Genomic DNA, 15,660 nt, shown 5'->3' with positions numbered 1-15,660 from the left:
CCGAGTTCAGCCCGAGGTGACGCGACGCGCGGCCCGCGCGAGCCAGAGCTGGACGACATCGCCCGTCACGCGCGGGTCGAGGCCCGTGAGCGCCGCGATCTGATCGAGCCGGTACCGGATCGTGTTGCGGTGCGTACCGAGCGCCGCGGCGACCTCGGTGATCGCGCCGGAGGTCTGCAGGTACGAGTCGAGCGTCGCGACGAGCGCCGAACCGTGCTCCGTGTCGTGGCGTTCGAGCGGCGCGAGGGCCTCGTCCGCGAGTTCCCGCACGGGCACGTCGCGGCTCGCGAGCAGGAGCGCCGAGATCGACAGGCGCGACGCCTCGGCGACCTCCGTGTCGGGGTGCTGCAGGCCGTCGAGGGCCTCGAAGTAGCTCCAGCGCAGGCTCGCCGAGACGGGGTACGCGTCGCCGATCCCCACCCGAACGGCGAGACCGGCCGCGCGCGCGAGCGCGACGATCGCCTCCGCGGCCGGGCGCGCGGGATCGCGGGCGGGCAGGAGCACGACGAGGCGGTCCTCGACCATCGCCGACGGTGCCTGGCCGAGCCTCGACGGGAGCGGGAGCCGCGGGAGTTCGCTCGCGCGCGCTCCGCGCGACTCGACCACGAGCAGTCGCGTGCGTCCGCCCGGCGCGAGGCCGAGCGAGCCGAGCCGGAGCTCGACCTCGTCGACCTCGAACCGTCCGCGGATGAGGTCGGTGAGCACCTGGCCGGCCGCGTCGCGTGCATCGCGCATGCGTCGGCCCTCCTGGCTGAGCTGGAGGCCGATGAGCGAGCGGGCGTAGCCGAGGAGTGCCTCGTTGCGCCGCGGGCGGGACACGTGGAGGGTCGCCTGGGTCGAGGCGCTCACCGACACGGGCATCGCGTCCCACCCGGTGACGCGGTCGTCGTCGACATCGAGGGTGCCGCCGAGCACCTCGCCGAACCGCGTCACCGCGACGTGTGCGCGCGTGAGCGCCGCGAGTCGCTCGACGAGGCCCGGGAGTCCGGCGTCGCCGAGCAGGGTCGACACGAGCTGCTGGTGCTGGCGGTGCAGGGTCTCGAGCTCGGCGAACTGCTCCTGCGACCGGGCCTCGCCGATGTAGCGCGTGATCGCCGCGAACGGCGTGGCGTAGGGGACCTCGATGACGGGGATCCCCGCGTCCGCGGCGGCCGCGACGATCGCGTCCGGAACCCGCTCGTGCGTGAAACCCGTGCCGAAGCCGATCGCGGCTGAGCCGACGTCGACGACCGACGCGACGAACGCGCGGCACGCGCGCGCGGAGCGCAGCCGCATGCCCGTCGTGAGCACGATCTCGTCACCCGTGAGGAACGGGTGGGGATCCTGCAACTCGGTCGACGTGCCCCACTGGAGCGGCCGGTGGAGCGCGTCGCCCGAGCCGCTCGCGAGCCGGAGGCCGAGTCCGCGGACGGCGAGGAGGGTCGAAACGGTGGCCGTCATGATCGTGAGTGTAGGGGATCGCCTGTGCGTGCGCACACGATGCCGTGCCCCGAAAGTGCGTGTAACCATGTTCCACCAGAACGTGCAGGCGTAGGCTTGGGGCGACGGCGGTGCAGCCGTGCCGATGCGACCGGAGACACTGCGCCGTGTGCCGACATCCCGCCGGGCCCACCCGGTATCGCGTGAGAAAGGTTTCCACATGAGCGAGTTCCGCCTCGAACAGTGTCGCGACGTCTCGGCCGGCTTCCCCGGCCCCCGGTCGAAGGAGCTGCAGGAGCGACGCGACGCGGTGGTCGTGAAGGCGACGGCGTCGTCGCTTCCCGTCTACGCCGCGGACGTCGACGGCGCCATCATCCGCGACGTGGACGGCAACCAGTTCATCGACGTCGGGGCCGGAATCGCCGTCACGACCGTCGGTGCCTCGCACCCGAAGGTCGTCGCGGCCGTGCAGGAGGCCGCGAAGCACTTCACGCACACCGCGTTCGGCATCACGCCCTACGAGGGCTACGTCGCCGTCGCCGAGAAGCTCGTCGAGCTCACCCCGGGCGACCACCCCAAGAAGGCCATGCTCGTCAACTCGGGCGCCGAGGCCGTCGAGAACGCCGTGAAGATCGCCCGTCACGCGACGGGCCGCGACGCCGTCGTCGTGTTCGACCACGCGTTCCACGGCCGCACGAACCTCACCATGGGGCTCACCGCGAAGAGCATGCCCTACAAGGATGGCTTCGGCCCGTTCGCCCCCGAGGTGTACCGCGTCGCCCCGAGCTACCCCTACCGCGACCCCGAGGGCTTCACCGGCGCGGACGCCGCGGCGCGCGCGATCGCGCAGATCGAGGCGCAGGTCGGTGGCAAGAACGTGGCCGCGATCCTCATCGAGCCCATCCAGGGCGAGGGCGGCTTCATCGTCCCGGCCGACGGCTTCCTGCCCGCGCTGCAGCAGTACGCGACGGACAACGGCATCGTCTTCATCGTCGACGAGGTCCAGGCCGGTATGGCCCGCACGGGCGAGTGGTTCGGCTCGGACCACGAGGGCATCGTCCCCGACCTCGTGACGATCGCGAAGGGCGTCGGCGCGGGCATGCCGCTCTCGGCCGTCGTCGGTCGCGCCGAGATCCTCGACAGCGTGCACATCGGTGGACTCGGTGGCACCTACGCCGGTAACCCCGTGTCGTGCGCCGCATCGCTCGCCGCGATCGAGGTCATGGCGGAGGAGGGGCTCCTCGACCGCGCGAAGGCGCTCGAGGCGACGTTCTTCGAACGGCTCGGTGCCCTCAAGGACGAGCTCGGCGAGAACGGCATCATCGGTGAGCTGCGCGGCCGCGGCGGCATGCTCGCGATCGAGTTCGTCGAGCCCGGCACGGGCGCGACGACGAAGACCCCGAACGCCGCCGCCGTCAAGACGATCACCTCGGCCGCGCTCGCGGAGGGCGTCGTCCTCCTCTCGTGCGGCACGTACGGCAACGTCATCCGACTGCTGCCCCCGCTCGTCATCACTGACGAGCTGTTCTCGGAGGTGCTCGACGTCATCGAGCGCCTCGTGCGCGCGCAGGGCTAGTCCCGCGCGACCGGCCACGGCCGGCCCGAACTTCGACGTCCCGGTGCGAATTCCGCGTGCACCGGGGCGTCGAACTCGTTCGGGCGGTCAGCCGGCGACGCGATCGTGGTCGTCGGTGTCCGAACTGACCTGCACCCCGGCGATGCGTCCGACGGCCCGGCTCCCCGGGGGCGCGGGCTCGTGCGCGAGCGGGACGCCCGCGCGCCGAGCGAGCCCCGTGACGAGCGCCTCGAGCCCGACCTCGAACGCCACGTCCGCGAGCGCGGTGCGCCCGTACGCCTCGGCGTTCGCGGCCACAGCGCTCGCGAACGCCGGGGCGTCGCCCGCGTCGTCGAAGATGTCGGCGGGTGCCCTCGTGTCGTACGCGGAGCCGTACACGAACGACTCGATCGCGACGATCGTCGGGACGATCGTGCGTCGCGGCCAGCCGCCGCGTTCGAGCGCGAGCGTCACGCGCTCGTACATGCGCGTCGTGTCGGGGGCACCGGCGATCGGCATGACGGCGATCGGTGCGATGAGGGACGAGTAGCGGCTCATGGTCTCGCGGTAGCTCACGGCCCACGCGACGATCCCCTCGAACCAGGGGCCCTCGTCGAGGGGCGCGACGTCGATGCTGCCCATGACGCGGTCCTGCACCCACAGCAGGATGTCGCGCTTGGATGCGGCGTGGTTGTAGAGCGCGGCGGGCGTCACGCGCAGGCTCGACGCGAGGCGCGTCATCGTGAGCGCGCCGATGCCCTCCTGCGTGACGATCCGCATGGCCGCGTCGGTGATCCGGCGCGGGCTCAGTACCCGCGTGGTCGGGCGTCCCACGGGGCGGTACGGCTCCGTCGCCATCGCGCTCCTCTCCGTCGACGGGTGTCGAGCGTGGAACAGGCATTCTCCCATCCCACGGTACTTGCGTGCGGGCACCGAGCGGGTTAGCGTAAATTAATCTGATTTATTTCGGTTGCCGCGCACCGCCGCCCGGCAGCGAGAACGAGAAAGCGAGACCGTTCATGCAGACCATCGATCGCGACGTCGTCATCATCGGAGCCGGCCCGTCCGGGCTCAACGCCGCACGTCGCCTCGTGGCGGCCGGGAAGTCGGTCGCCGTCCTCGAAGCCCGTGACCGCGTCGGCGGCCGCACCTGGTCGGACACGATCGACGGGGCGTTCATCGAGATCGGCGGGCAGTGGATCTCGCCCGACCAGACCGCGCTCAAGGCCCTCGTCGCCGAGCTCGGCAAGGAGACGTTCCAGCGCTACCGCGAGGGTGCCTCGGTCTACATCGACCAGGCCGGCGAGCGGCACGTCTACTCGGGCGACGACGAGTTCCCCGTCTCGGCCGAGACGAGCGCCGCGATGGACACGATGATCGCCGAGCTCGACAAGCTCGCCGCCGAGATCGGCCCCACCGAGCCGTGGGCGCACCCGCGCGCCGCCGAGCTCGACACGATCTCGTTCCACGACTGGCTGCACTCGATCGCCGACGACGACGAGGCCGTGAACAACATCGCCCTCTACATCGCGGGTGGCATGCTCACGAAGCCCGCCTACGCGTTCTCGGCGCTCCAGGCGATCCTCATGGCCGCCTCGGCCGGCTCGTTCTCGAACCTCATCGACGAGGACTTCATCCTCGACGAGCGCGTCGTCGGCGGCATGCAGTCCGTGTCGGTCCAGGTGGCCGAGGAGCTCGGTGACGACGTCGTCTTCCTGAACAACCCCGTGCGCTTCCTCGAGTGGAGCGACAACGGCCCCGGTGCCGCGGCCGACGTGACCGCCCGCACGGACTCGATGGTCGCGAACGCGAAGCACGCGATCGTCGCCGTGCCGCCGAACCTCTACTCGCGCATCTCCTACGAGCCGCCGCTGCCCCGCATGCAGCACGTCGTGCACCAGCACATCTCGATGGGCCTCGTCATCAAGGTGCACGCCGTCTACGGGACGCCGTTCTGGCGGGAGGACGGGCTGTCGGCGTCCTGCTTCGGCGCGAGCCGCATCATCCAGGAGGTCTACGACAACACGAACCACGGCGACACCCGCGGGACGCTCGTCGGCTTCATCTCGGACGAGAAGGCCGAGCGCATCTGGGCGATGTCGGAGGAGGACCGCCGCGAGGCGATCCTCTCGGAGCTCGCGGCCTACCTCGGCGAGAAGGCGCGCGACGTGCAGGTGCTCTACCTGAGCGACTGGGGCAACGAGGAGTGGACGCGCGGCGCGTACGCCACGAGCTACGACCTCGGTGGCCTGCACCGCTGGGGTGCCCTGCAGAACGAGCCCGTCGGCCCGATCTTCTTCGCCTCGTCGGACATCGCGGCCGAGGGCTACCAGCACGTGGACGGTGCGGTGCGCATCGGTCAGGCGACGGCCCAGCGGATCCTCGATGCCTGAGTCGGCGGCGGGCGCCGCGACGGCGTCCGGGTCGGGGCGGCCCGAGCGCATCGTCGTCGGCTACATCGCCGACAAGCGTGGCCACGACGCCGTCGCGCTCGCCGCGTTCCTCGCCGAGGGCACGTCGACCGAGATCATCATCACGATGGTCACGCCCGAGCCGACCGCCTACGGGGCCTACCCGCGCAATCCTGCGAGCGACCCGATCGTGCTCGAGCAGCTCGAGGCGTGGGGCGAGGAGGCGCGGGCGCTCGTTCCCGCCGGCATCGACGTCGTCGTGGAGCAGCGCTTCGCGGAGTCGGAGGCGCACGGCCTCATGGAGGCCGCGGAGGAGCACGGCGCGAACCGCATCGTGATCGGTGCCCAGGCGAGTGCGATCCTGCGTCGCTTCACGATCGGTACCGTCGCGAACACGCTCCTGCACGCCTCCACCGTGCCGGTGGCACTCGCGCCAGCCGGTTTCGCCGAGGCCGGGCCCGTCCGTCGGATCACGTGCATCTACGGCACGCGGCCCGGTGCCGCCGAGCTCATCGGTCGCTCCATCGAGCGGGCGATCGTGCGTGACGTGCCCGTCCGGCTCCTCTCGCTCGTGCAGGTCGATCGCGCCGCGCCGTCCGAGGTGCGCGAGGTCACGCAATCGGTGCGCGACTTCGCGGGCGAACGACTCGCGACGGCGTCGAAGGACCTGCTCGCCTCGGGGCGCGCGACGATCGAGGTCATCGAGGGCGAGTCCTTCGAGGACGCGATCGAGGGCATCGACTGGCGGGAGGGCGACCTCGCGCTCATCGGCTCGAGCCGCCTCGCGAACGGTCCGCGCATCTTCGTCGGCAACAGGGCGCTGCGCATCCTGCGGCGCCTGCCCGTGCCGGTCGTCGTCATCCCACGCGACATCGACCCCGACACGGGCGTGGTCCGCACGCTCGAGGCCTGAACGGTGCCGGGCGGGAACCATCCCGCCCGGCACCGCTCCCGTTCACCCGCGGTCGACCCCGACCGTTCCCGGCACGCATCCCCGGCCACCGTCTCCGGACGCCGTTGGTGCAGCCCTCGCGGCCGAACGGCCGCATCCTGATCCGGGCCGCCACGAGCCCCCACGAGCGAGATCGACGACGATCCGCCCCACGGGAGCCACGCGAGGCCGCACCTAGGGAAAGAGAACCCGATGACCGCATCCACGCCAGAGCCGGCCGCGCCCACCACGCACGGTGCCGGCGGGCTCAGCTCGAAGGGCCTGAGCGCCGGGAAGGTGGGGGCGTTCGCGGGCGCCGTCATCGGCGTCTCGTGCATCGCACCCGCCTACACGCTCACGTCGGGCATCGGCCCGACCGTGTCGGAGGTGGGCGTGCAGACGCCCGCGATCCTCCTCGTCGGGTTCATCCCGATGCTCCTCGTCGTGTTCGGGTACCGCGAACTGAACTCGGCGATGCCCGACTCCGGTACGACCTTCACGTGGGCGACGCGCGCGTTCGGGCCGTGGATCGGCTGGATGGGCGGCTGGGGGCTCGTGACCGCGACGATCCTCGTGCTCTCGAACCTCGCGGCCGTCGCGGTCGACTTCCTGTTCATCCTGCTCGCGCAGGTGTTCGGCGACCCGACGCTCGCCGACCTCACGCGTGAGCTGTGGATCAACATCCCGATCACGGCGCTGTTCGTCGCCGTCGCCGCGTGGATCTCGTACCGCGGTGTCGAGGCGACGAAGATCGTGCAGTACGTGCTCGTCGCGTTCCAGGTGCTCGCGCTCGGCTGGTTCGTCGTGGCCGGCATCGTGCAGATCAACACCGGCAACGCGTTCGACTACACGCCCGTCGAGCCGTCGTGGTTCAACCCGTTCGCGGTCGGTGACCTGTCGCTCGTCGTCGCGGGGCTCAGCCTCTCGATCTTCATGTTCTGGGGCTGGGACACGGTCATCACGATGAACGAGGAGGCGAAGGACCCGAACAAGACACCCGGCCGCGCGGCGATGCTCACGATCCTCGCGATCGTCATCATCTACATCGTCATCACGGTCGTCGTCATCGCGTACGCGGGCGTGAGCGTCGACGGGGAACTGTCGGTCGGCAACCCCGCCAACCAGGAGAGCATCTTCGCCGTGCTGTCGTCGCCGATCATGGGGCCGTTCGCGGTGCTCATGTCGATCGCGATCCTCTCGAGCTCGGCCGCCTCGCTGCAGTCCACGATGGTGTCGCCGTCGCGCACGCTGCTCGCGATGGGGCACTACGGTGCGCTGCCGCCGAGCTTCGGGCGCATCAGCCCCCGCTTCAAGTCGCCCGCCGTCGCGACCGTGTGGTCGGCGGGCGCGGCGATCGGGTTCTACGTCGTCATGCGCATCCTCTCGGAGAACGCGCTGTGGGACACGATCACGGCGCTCGGGCTCATGGTGTGCTTCTACTACGGCGTGACGGGGCTCGCGTGCGTGTGGTTCTTCCGCAAGCAGCTGTTCGAGTCGACGCGCGCGATCTTCTTCCGCCTCGTGTTCCCGCTCCTCGGTGGTCTCATCCTGCTCGCGCTCTTCGTCAAGACGGCCATCGACTCGTGGAGCCCGAGCTACGGATCGGGGTCGGCGATCTTCGCGACGAGCTACGACGCGGAGGGCGTCGCGCAGGACGGCATCGGGCTCGTGTTCGTGCTCGGGATCGGCGTGCTGTTGCTCGGTGTCGTCATCATGATCGTGCAGGCCGTGCGCAACCCCGCGTTCTTCCGTGGCCAGACGCTCACGGTGGGCGACTCGACCGAGAAGCCGATCGAGGTGCTCGAGGACTGAGTCGGCTCGGGCGTATGGTGCGGGGAGCCACAACCGCAGAGAGCGAGGATCCTCGTGCCGACACCGGAGCCCACCGACGTCCGTTCACTGTTCCCGGGGACGCGGGACTGTGCCTACCTCGATGCGGCGTCCGTGGGCATCGTGTCGACGCGCACCGCCGCGGCGGTCGCGGCGGTCGTCGACGGACACATGCGCCTCGTGGGCGCCGCGAAGCCCGGCTGGCTCGCGACGATCGCGCGCACTCGCGGACTGCTCGCCGAGCTCGTCGGGGGCCGTGCCGAGGGGATCGCGTTCACGCAGAACACGAGCACCGGCCTGGCACTCGTGACGGGGGGCCTCGACTGGCGTGACGGCGACAACGTCGTCGTCCCGGCGGGCGAGTTCCCGTCCAACGCGTATCCGTGGCAGGTATTGCGCCGGTGGGGCGTCGAGCTGCGTGAAGCACCGATGCGTGACGGCCACGCCGATCTCGACGAGCTCGCCACACTCGTCGATCGCCGGACCCGCGTCGTCTCGTTGAGCGCGGTGCAGTACACGTCGGGTCATCGCTACGATCTCGCCCGTGTGGCGGAGGTGTGTCGGCGACACGAGGCACTCGTCGTCGTGGACGGCACGCAAGCCGTGGGAGCCGTGCGAGTCGATGCCGATGCCGCCGGGATCGACGTGCTCGCGGTCGCCGCGCACAAGTGGATACTCGGTCCGGCAGGCATCGGGTTCGTCCACGTCTCGCCCCGCGCGCTCGAGCGGTTGCACCCCTCGGTCGCGGGCTGGCGCAGCGTGGAGGACCCCTTCGCGTTCGACCACGAACCGGACTTCGCGGCCGACGCGCGGCGCCTCGAATCCGGCACGGAGAATGCCGCGGGCATCGCCGGGCTCGCGGAGGCGGTCGGCCTCGTGCTCGAACTCGGGCGCGAGCGTGTCGAGCGAACGGTGCTCGAGCGGGCGGACGAACTCACGGGCGCGCTCGAGTCGATCGGTGTGCGAACCCGCCGCGATGCCGATCCCGCTCGACGTTCGGGCATCGTCGTCGCGACGACCGGCGGCGACGACGCGGCGGTGCACGCACGGCTGCTCGAGTCGGGTGTGCGTTGTGCGCTGCGCGGTGGCCTGCGATTCGCGCCGCACGTCTACAACGACACCGCCGACATCACGCGCGCCGTGGAGCTGCTCACGGACGCGCGGGACGCATCCGGCTAGGCGCTCCCACTGCCCCGTCACGAGCGCGCGGCCCGTTCTCGACCACTCGTCCCGGACGAGCTCGCGGGCATGCCCGGGAACACGAGCTGGCCGACGTGGCCCGCGTCCGGGCCGATGTCGACGACCGTTCCGAGTCCTTCGCAGCGCCGGCGCATGCTGCTCGGATCATTGAACGAGCAGGCGGGCGAGTAACCGGCCGACGGCTCACCGATGCGCGCGAACACGAGGCGGACGAGCGGGACGATGTCACACGCGGTCGCGACGGTCGACCGCGCGCTACCGGCGAAGCGGCGCTGCTCGATGGAGCCGTGAACGTGGGGCCGTGCCACGAATGCGCTCCCGGGGGTGGATGCGGCGGGCGGCTGCGCACGAATCAGGGGAACGAATCGATCATCAGGCGTTGAGCTTCGGCGGCGATCGTGTCGAGCACGGGCGACGACTTGCCGGAGCCGGAGACGCCCGTGACGACGGTGAGCGCCTTCTTCGGGATGTGGAGCGTGACGATTGTTCGTCGAGGCCCCCACGACCCGGATGCGGTCGTCGTACCGGGCGGTCGCGGCGGCGTCGTGACCGGTGGCGGAGCGCACACGGCACGGTATCGCGGGCCGCGTCGCCGCCCCTGCGTGCGCGGTCGTAGGATCGCGGCATGAAGATCGCGCGCTTCGAGCACCAGGGCCAGTTGACGTTCGGCATCCTCGACGAGGAGACGCGCGAGTTCGTGAAGCTCGCGGGCGATCCGCTCTACCTCGGCTTCGAGACGCTCGAGGAGCGCGTCGCGGTCGACGACGTGCAATTGCTCGCGCCCGTCATCCCGCGCTCGAAGGTCGTCGCGTTCGGCCGCAACTATGCGGAGCACGCGCGCGAGTTCGGCAACGAGGTGCCGGACGAGCCGCTCATGTTCCTCAAGCCGAACACCTCGGTCATCGGGCCCGGCCACCCCATCACGCTGCCCGTGCAATCGGAGCAGGTCGAGCACGAGGTCGAGCTCGCGGTCGTCATCGGCAGCATCGCCCGCAACGTGCCGCGTGAGGACGCTGCGCAGGTGATCTTCGGCTACACCGTCTCGAACGACGTGACGGCGCGCGATCTGCAGCGCCGGGACGGGCAGTGGTCACGTGCGAAGGGCTTCGACTCGTTCTGCCCCGTCGGCCCGTGGATCGAGACGGAGTTCACGCCGACGTCCGGTGCCGTGACCTGCCGCGTGAACGGCGAGCTGCGCCAATCGGGCGATCTCAACCAGCTCGAGCGCTCGATCGGCACGCTCGTCGAGTACGCGTCGAGCGTGTTCACGCTCCTGCCCGGCGACCTGCTGCTCACGGGCACACCCGCCGGCGTCGGCCCGCTGCGTGCGGGAGATGTCGTGACGTGCGAGATCGAGGGCATCGGCGTGCTGGAGAACCCCGTCGTCGAGCGATGAGCGAGCGCGAGCCGCGGGACCGACACGATGAACGGTCGAACGCATCGCCGTCGGTTCCCGCGCTGGTTCCCGAGTTGCTCGTGGGCGACAGATCGACGAGCCTCGCGTTCTGGTGCGATCTGTGCGGATTCCGGATCGACTACGAGCGCCCGGAGGAGGGGTTCGCGTATCTCACGCTCGGCTCGGCTCACATCATGATCGAGCAGGCGGGCATCGGCCGGAACTGGATCACCGGGCCGCTCGAGCGGCCGCTCGGGCGCGGTATCAACGTCCAGATCGGCGTGCGGAGCCTCGATCCGATCGTCGTCGCCCTCGAGCGAGCGGACCACGCCCTCTTCATGGCACCCGAGACGACGTGGTACCGCGTCGGGCCGGGCACTGACGCCGGGGTCCGTCAATTTCTCGTGACGGACCCCGACGGGTACCTCATCCGATTCCAGGAATCACTCGGGCGGCGAACCGCCGTCGACGGCGGGGTGTGAGCTAGTTCGTCGACTCGGGCTTCTCGGGCGTGCCGTCCGCCGAGGGGTGCTCGAACGCGCGTCCGTCGGCGTCGACCGCGGCGAGCTCCTCCGGCGGCACCTTGTTGAAGCCCGTGACGGGCTGGTTCTCGTCGAACGCGGCGACCTTCTTGCGGAAGCCCTTCGTGATGAACAGCAGGTACACGAAGCCGAGCACGGTCCAGATCGCGCCACCGATGAGCGCGTCGGCGTGCAGGTTCACCCACAACAGGACGGTGAGGAGCGTGCCGAGGCCCGGCATGACGATGAAGTTGAAGATGTCCTTCGGCGTCTTCCGGCGGCCCTGGCGGATCGCGAACCACGCGATGACCGACAGGTTCACGAACGTGAACGCGATGAGTGCGCCGTAGTTGATGAACGCCGAGATGAGTTCGAGCGAGAACTCCATCGCGAGGAGCGACACGACACCGACGAGCACGATGTTGAACGTGGGCGTGTGCGTCTTCGGGTTGATGTAACCGAACACGCGCTTCGGGATGACGTTGTTGCGGCCCATCACGAGGAGCATGCGCGAGACGGACGCGTGCGAGGCGAGGCCCGACGCGAGCGTCGCGCTGAAGCCGGCGGCGACGAAGATCGCCTGGAAGACGGGGCCGCCGACGATGAGGCCGATCTGCGGCAGCGGGTCGTCGGTGAACTCGCCGAACTCCTCGTTCGTCGGGAAGCGGAGCTGCGTGAAGTAGCCCGCGATGACGAAGATCGCGCCACCGATGAGCACGGTGAGGAGGATCGCCTTCGGCATGATCTTCGGCGACTTCGCCTCCTCGGCGTACATCGTGATCGCGTCGAAGCCGATGAACGAGAAGCAGACGACGGTGGCGCCCATGAGCACGGCGCTCCACGTCATGGTGTCGTGGAAGAACGGCTCGATCGAGGCGACCTGGCCCGTGCCCTCACCGCGCTGCAGCTGCGCGACGACCATGACGACGAACACGATCATGATGACGATCGAGAACACGAGCAGGATCATGTTGATGTTCGAGGTGCCACGCATCGAGAAGTAGATGATCGAGGTCACGACGATGCAGTACGCCACGACCCAGATCCAGCTCGGCACTTCGGGGAACACCTGCTCGAGGTAGAGGCGGATGATGAGGCAGTTCACCATCGGCAGCAGGAGGTAGTCGATGAGCGAGGTCCAGCCGACCATGAAGCCGAGGTTCGGGTGCATCGACTCGCGCACGTACGTGTACGCCGAGCCGGCGGAGGGGATGGCACCCGCGATCTTGCCGTAGCTGATGGCCGTGAAGACCATGACGATGAGCGCGACGGCGTACGCGGCGGGCACCGCGCCGGCGGTGAGTTCGGACACGATGCCGAACGTGTCGAACACGACAGTGGGGGTCATGTAGCCGAGGCCGAGGCCGACGATGGCCCAGAGGCCGAGGTTGCGTCGGAGCGAGCCGGACCGGGAGAACATTCCGGTCGAGGATTCCGCCATGGTGGTTCCTTCTGACGAGTCGGAGGCGGGACGGCGGACGCCGCCCGCGCAACTCCTGTGTTGCGAGAGGTTCGCGCCGAGGCTCGGCCCGTGCTCGGGAGCATAGCGGCGCGGGCGCGCGGTGCACGAGCACGGCTGCATCTCGTTCGGAGATGTCGCGTTCGGCCGGGTGCTCCCGCGTACCCGCGCGGGAGCCGACGCTCGGCAGCGATGATGCGCTCCTCACCCACGGGTGCTCCCGCGTACCCGCGCGGGAGCCGAGCCGATGCGCCCCGCCGTCCGCGGCCCCGCGCGGGTAGGATCGAGGCAGTATGTCTGCCTCATCCCTTGCCCCGGTCACCACGGCCACCGGGAGCGATATCCGAGTCCGTTTCTGCCCGTCGCCGACGGGGACGCCGCACGTCGGCCTCATCCGCACGGCCCTCTTCAACTGGGCCTACGCCCGGCACACGGGCGGTACCTTCGTGTTCCGCATCGAGGACACCGATGCGCAGCGCGATTCCGAGGAGAGCTACGAGCAGATCCTCGAAGCGCTGCGGTGGCTCGGGCTCGATTGGGACGAGGGCATCGACGCGGGCGGCGCCGACGGGCCGTACCGGCAGTCGCAGCGCGGTGAGATCTACGACGACGTCATCCGGCGGCTCGTCGAGGCGGGTCACCTCTACGAGTCGTACTCGACGGCGGAGGAGATCGAGGCCCGCAACGTGGCCGCGGGGCGCGACCCGAAGATGGGCTACGACAACGCCGACCGCGAGCTGAGCGACGAGCAGCGGGCGGCGTTCCGGGCCGAGGGCCGCGAGCCCGCGCTGCGCCTGCGCGTGCCCGACGAGGACCTGTCGTTCGACGACCTCGTGCGCGGCGAGATCACGTTCAAGGCGGGCTCGTTCCCGGACTTCGTCGTCGTGCGCCCCGGTGGCAAGCCCCTCTACACGCTCGTGAACCCCGTCGACGACGCGCTCATGAACATCACGCACGTGCTGCGCGGTGAGGACCTGCTGTCGTCGACGCCGCGGCAGATCGCGCTCTACCAGGCCCTCGTCGACATCGGCGTCGCGTCGTTCACGCCACGCTTCGGGCACCTCCCGTACGTCATGGGCGAGGGCAACAAGAAGCTCTCGAAGCGGGACCCGGAGTCGAACCTCTTCCTGCACCGCGACCGCGGTTTCATCCCCGAGGGGCTGCTGAACTACCTGTCGCTGCTCGGCTGGTCGATCGGTCCCGACCGCGACGTGTTCTCGCTCGACGAGCTCGTCGCCGCGTTCGACGTCGCCGACGTGAACCCGAACCCCGCGCGCTTCGACCTGAAGAAGGCCGAGGCGATCAACGGCGGGCACATCCGCCTGCTCGCGCCCGACGACTTCGCGGGCCGGCTCGTGCCGTACCTGCAGCACGGAGGCGTGCTCGGTGACGAGCCGAGTGCGGCGCAGCTCGAGCTGCTCGCGGCGGCGGCGCCGCTCGTGCAGGAGCGCATGCAGCTGCTCGGTGAGGCGCCGGGCATGCTCGGGTTCCTGTTCACGACCGCCGACGCGCTCGAGATCGAGGACGACGCGCGCAAGACGCTCAAGGGCGATGCGGGCGAGGTGCTCGACGCGGCGACCGGGGCGCTCTCGGATCTCGACGAGTGGACGACGGCGCGCATCGAGCAGGAGCTGCGCGTCGCGCTCATCGACGGGCTCGGGCTCAAGCCGCGGGTCGCGTTCGGTCCGCTGCGGGTTGCGGTGTCGGGGCGGCGCGTGTCGCCGCCGCTGTTCGAGTCGATGGAGCTGCTCGGGCGCGAGGAGACCCTGCGCCGCCTGGAGCGGCTGCGCGGGACGCTCGGCTGATGGCCGCGGGCGCGGCCGACGGGGCGGACGCGGGGCTCGGCACCGAGTACGACGTGGTCGTGGTCGGTGGTGGCCCCGCCGGGCTGCAGGCCGCGCTCCTGCTCGCGCGGTTCGAGTGGCGCGTGCTCGTGCTCGACGCGAACCGGCCGCGCCATTCGGCGACGCTCGAGGCGCACGGCTTCCTGACGCGCGACAACGTCGCGCCGAGCGAGCTGCGCCGACTCGGGCGCGAGGACGTGACGGCGTACGAGAACGCCGAGTTCCAGTTCGCGCGCGTCACGTCGATCACGCCCGCGGGCCGTGACGGGGACGGTGCCGAGGGCCGGTCCGGTGATGCCGGCCGATCCGGTGCGTCCGGTGCCGTCGGCCGGTCCGGTGCCGAGTCCGGTGCGTCCGATGCCGTTTCGGACGTCCCGTTCGGCGCCTGGTCGACGGACGGTTTCGTCGTCGAGGCGGCCGGCGTGCGGGGGAGCCCCGCGAGGCGCGTCCGGACGCGGGCGGTGGTGCTCGCGACGGGCATCGCGGAGCGGCTGCCGGAGCTGCCGAACCTGCGGGCGTTCTACGGCACGACGATCCACTCGTGCGTCGCGTGCGACGGCTGGAACGCGCGCGGACGGCGCATCGCAGCCTTCGGTGGACCGACCGCGCGACGCCTCGCGGCACGGGCGGCGACGCTCACGCGCTTCACCGACGATCTCACGGTGTTCGCGACGGAGCGGCAGGTCGACGAGGTGGTCGCCGGACGCTTGCGCGACCGTGGCATCACGGTCGATCGGCGCCTCGTGGAGGACGTCGTGGGCGATCGCTCGGGCCTCACGGGCGTGCAGCTCGAGGGTGGCGACGTGGTGCCGTTCGAGCGGGCGTTCGTCGAGCCGACGTTCGAGTCGGGCCTCGGATTCGCCGCCGGGCTCGACCTGGAGCGCACACCCGAGGGGTTCGTGCGCATCGACGCGGACGGTCGCACGAGCGTGCCCGGCGTGTACGCGGTCGGTGAGCTGACCGCGCCGGGCCCGAAGATGCTCATCATCGTGGCGGGGGAGGGCGCGAAGGCCGCGATCGCGGTGAACCTCGACCTGCTCGGCATCCCCGAGGTGCCGAGCCACGCCGTGACCGACGCCGTTTTGCGCTCGTGA

At 70.5% G+C, this 15,660-nt stretch carries 13 protein-coding genes; 9 read left to right on the top strand and 4 right to left on the bottom strand.

The genetic code is table 11. The features are described 5' to 3' along the window. Positions 1-6: 6 nt before the first annotated feature. Complete coding sequence (locus HNR16_RS11780) at positions 7-1,440, bottom strand: PucR family transcriptional regulator (protein ID WP_179558228.1); 1,434 nt, start codon at positions 1,438-1,440, stop codon at positions 7-9. A 199-nt stretch (positions 1,441-1,639) separates the two neighbouring features. Here HNR16_RS11780 and gabT point away from each other — a divergent pair, with 199 nt between their 5' ends. Then, a complete protein-coding gene (gabT, locus tag HNR16_RS11775; RefSeq protein ID WP_158042103.1) occupies positions 1,640-2,995 on the top strand; it encodes a 4-aminobutyrate--2-oxoglutarate transaminase in 1,356 nt (451 codons plus the stop codon). A gap of 87 nt (positions 2,996-3,082) precedes the next feature. Here gabT and HNR16_RS11770 read toward each other — a convergent pair whose 3' ends face one another. Further along, entirely contained in the window at positions 3,083-3,832 is a 750-nt protein-coding gene (locus HNR16_RS11770) for a TetR/AcrR family transcriptional regulator (RefSeq protein ID WP_158042104.1), read from the bottom strand. A 161-nt stretch (positions 3,833-3,993) separates the two neighbouring features. Between HNR16_RS11770 and HNR16_RS11765 the strand changes: the two genes are divergently transcribed. The 4 genes from HNR16_RS11765 (at position 3,994) to HNR16_RS11750 (ending at position 9,325) form a co-directional block, all read left to right on the top strand. Next, positions 3,994-5,367, top strand: coding sequence for a flavin monoamine oxidase family protein (locus tag HNR16_RS11765; RefSeq protein ID WP_158042105.1), 1,374 nt, complete (start codon positions 3,994-3,996; stop codon positions 5,365-5,367). Then, a complete protein-coding gene (locus HNR16_RS11760; RefSeq protein ID WP_158042106.1) occupies positions 5,360-6,298 on the top strand; it encodes a universal stress protein in 939 nt (312 codons plus the stop codon). The genes HNR16_RS11765 and HNR16_RS11760 overlap by 8 nt, the downstream gene beginning before the upstream one ends. Before the next feature lie 231 nt (positions 6,299-6,529). Beyond that, a complete protein-coding gene (locus HNR16_RS11755; protein ID WP_158042107.1) occupies positions 6,530-8,128 on the top strand; it encodes an APC family permease in 1,599 nt (532 codons plus the stop codon). A gap of 54 nt (positions 8,129-8,182) precedes the next feature. Next, positions 8,183-9,325: an aminotransferase class V-fold PLP-dependent enzyme gene (locus HNR16_RS11750; protein ID WP_158042108.1), complete on the top strand. Its 1,143-nt coding sequence runs from the start codon at positions 8,183-8,185 to the stop codon at positions 9,323-9,325. A gap of 17 nt (positions 9,326-9,342) precedes the next feature. Here the strand turns inward: HNR16_RS11750 and HNR16_RS17890 are convergent, their stop codons facing one another. After that, a complete protein-coding gene (locus HNR16_RS17890; protein WP_218868440.1) occupies positions 9,343-9,654 on the bottom strand; it encodes a hypothetical protein in 312 nt (103 codons plus the stop codon). A gap of 317 nt (positions 9,655-9,971) precedes the next feature. Here HNR16_RS17890 and HNR16_RS11740 point away from each other — a divergent pair, with 317 nt between their 5' ends. Next, positions 9,972-10,742: a fumarylacetoacetate hydrolase family protein gene (locus HNR16_RS11740; RefSeq protein ID WP_158042109.1), complete on the top strand. Its 771-nt coding sequence runs from the start codon at positions 9,972-9,974 to the stop codon at positions 10,740-10,742. Further along, a complete protein-coding gene (locus HNR16_RS11735) occupies positions 10,739-11,224 on the top strand; it encodes a bleomycin resistance protein (protein WP_158042110.1) in 486 nt (161 codons plus the stop codon). The genes HNR16_RS11740 and HNR16_RS11735 overlap by 4 nt, the downstream gene beginning before the upstream one ends. A 1-nt stretch (position 11,225) precedes the next feature. Here the strand turns inward: HNR16_RS11735 and HNR16_RS11730 are convergent, their stop codons facing one another. Next, a complete protein-coding gene (locus HNR16_RS11730; protein ID WP_158042111.1) occupies positions 11,226-12,704 on the bottom strand; it encodes an APC family permease in 1,479 nt (492 codons plus the stop codon). Between the two features lie 311 nt (positions 12,705-13,015). Between HNR16_RS11730 and gltX the strand changes: the two genes are divergently transcribed. Further along, a complete protein-coding gene (gene gltX / locus HNR16_RS11725) occupies positions 13,016-14,527 on the top strand; it encodes a glutamate--tRNA ligase (protein WP_158042112.1) in 1,512 nt (503 codons plus the stop codon). Continuing rightward, positions 14,527-15,660 (top strand): NAD(P)/FAD-dependent oxidoreductase, encoded by a 1,134-nt coding sequence (locus HNR16_RS11720; RefSeq protein ID WP_158042113.1) that lies wholly within the window; start codon positions 14,527-14,529, stop codon positions 15,658-15,660. The genes gltX and HNR16_RS11720 overlap by 1 nt, the downstream gene beginning before the upstream one ends.

The sequence above is a fragment of the Pseudoclavibacter chungangensis genome, assembly GCF_013410545.1.
GTDB lineage: Bacteria > Actinomycetota > Actinomycetes > Actinomycetales > Microbacteriaceae > Pseudoclavibacter > Pseudoclavibacter chungangensis.
Note: the sequence above shows the minus strand (reverse complement) of the source record. Positions and strands in the feature narration are given on the sequence as shown.

What these genes read in the sequence shown, in the direction of transcription:
- HNR16_RS11780 (WP_179558228.1), bottom strand. Translation starts at nt 1,440, where the DNA reads ATGACGGCCACCGTTTCGACCCTCCTCGCCGTCCGCGGACTCGGCCTC.
- gabT (WP_158042103.1), top strand. Translation starts at nt 1,640, where the DNA reads ATGAGCGAGTTCCGCCTCGAACAGTGTCGCGACGTCTCGGCCGGCTTC.
- HNR16_RS11770 (WP_158042104.1), bottom strand. Translation starts at nt 3,832, where the DNA reads ATGGCGACGGAGCCGTACCGCCCCGTGGGACGCCCGACCACGCGGGTA.
- HNR16_RS11765 (WP_158042105.1), top strand. Translation starts at nt 3,994, where the DNA reads ATGCAGACCATCGATCGCGACGTCGTCATCATCGGAGCCGGCCCGTCC.
- HNR16_RS11760 (WP_158042106.1), top strand. Translation starts at nt 5,360, where the DNA reads ATGCCTGAGTCGGCGGCGGGCGCCGCGACGGCGTCCGGGTCGGGGCGG.
- HNR16_RS11755 (WP_158042107.1), top strand. Translation starts at nt 6,530, where the DNA reads ATGACCGCATCCACGCCAGAGCCGGCCGCGCCCACCACGCACGGTGCC.
- HNR16_RS11740 (WP_158042109.1), top strand. Translation starts at nt 9,972, where the DNA reads ATGAAGATCGCGCGCTTCGAGCACCAGGGCCAGTTGACGTTCGGCATC.
- HNR16_RS11735 (WP_158042110.1), top strand. Translation starts at nt 10,739, where the DNA reads ATGAGCGAGCGCGAGCCGCGGGACCGACACGATGAACGGTCGAACGCA.
- HNR16_RS11730 (WP_158042111.1), bottom strand. Translation starts at nt 12,704, where the DNA reads ATGGCGGAATCCTCGACCGGAATGTTCTCCCGGTCCGGCTCGCTCCGA.
- gltX (WP_158042112.1), top strand. Translation starts at nt 13,016, where the DNA reads ATGTCTGCCTCATCCCTTGCCCCGGTCACCACGGCCACCGGGAGCGAT.
- HNR16_RS11720 (WP_158042113.1), top strand. Translation starts at nt 14,527, where the DNA reads ATGGCCGCGGGCGCGGCCGACGGGGCGGACGCGGGGCTCGGCACCGAG.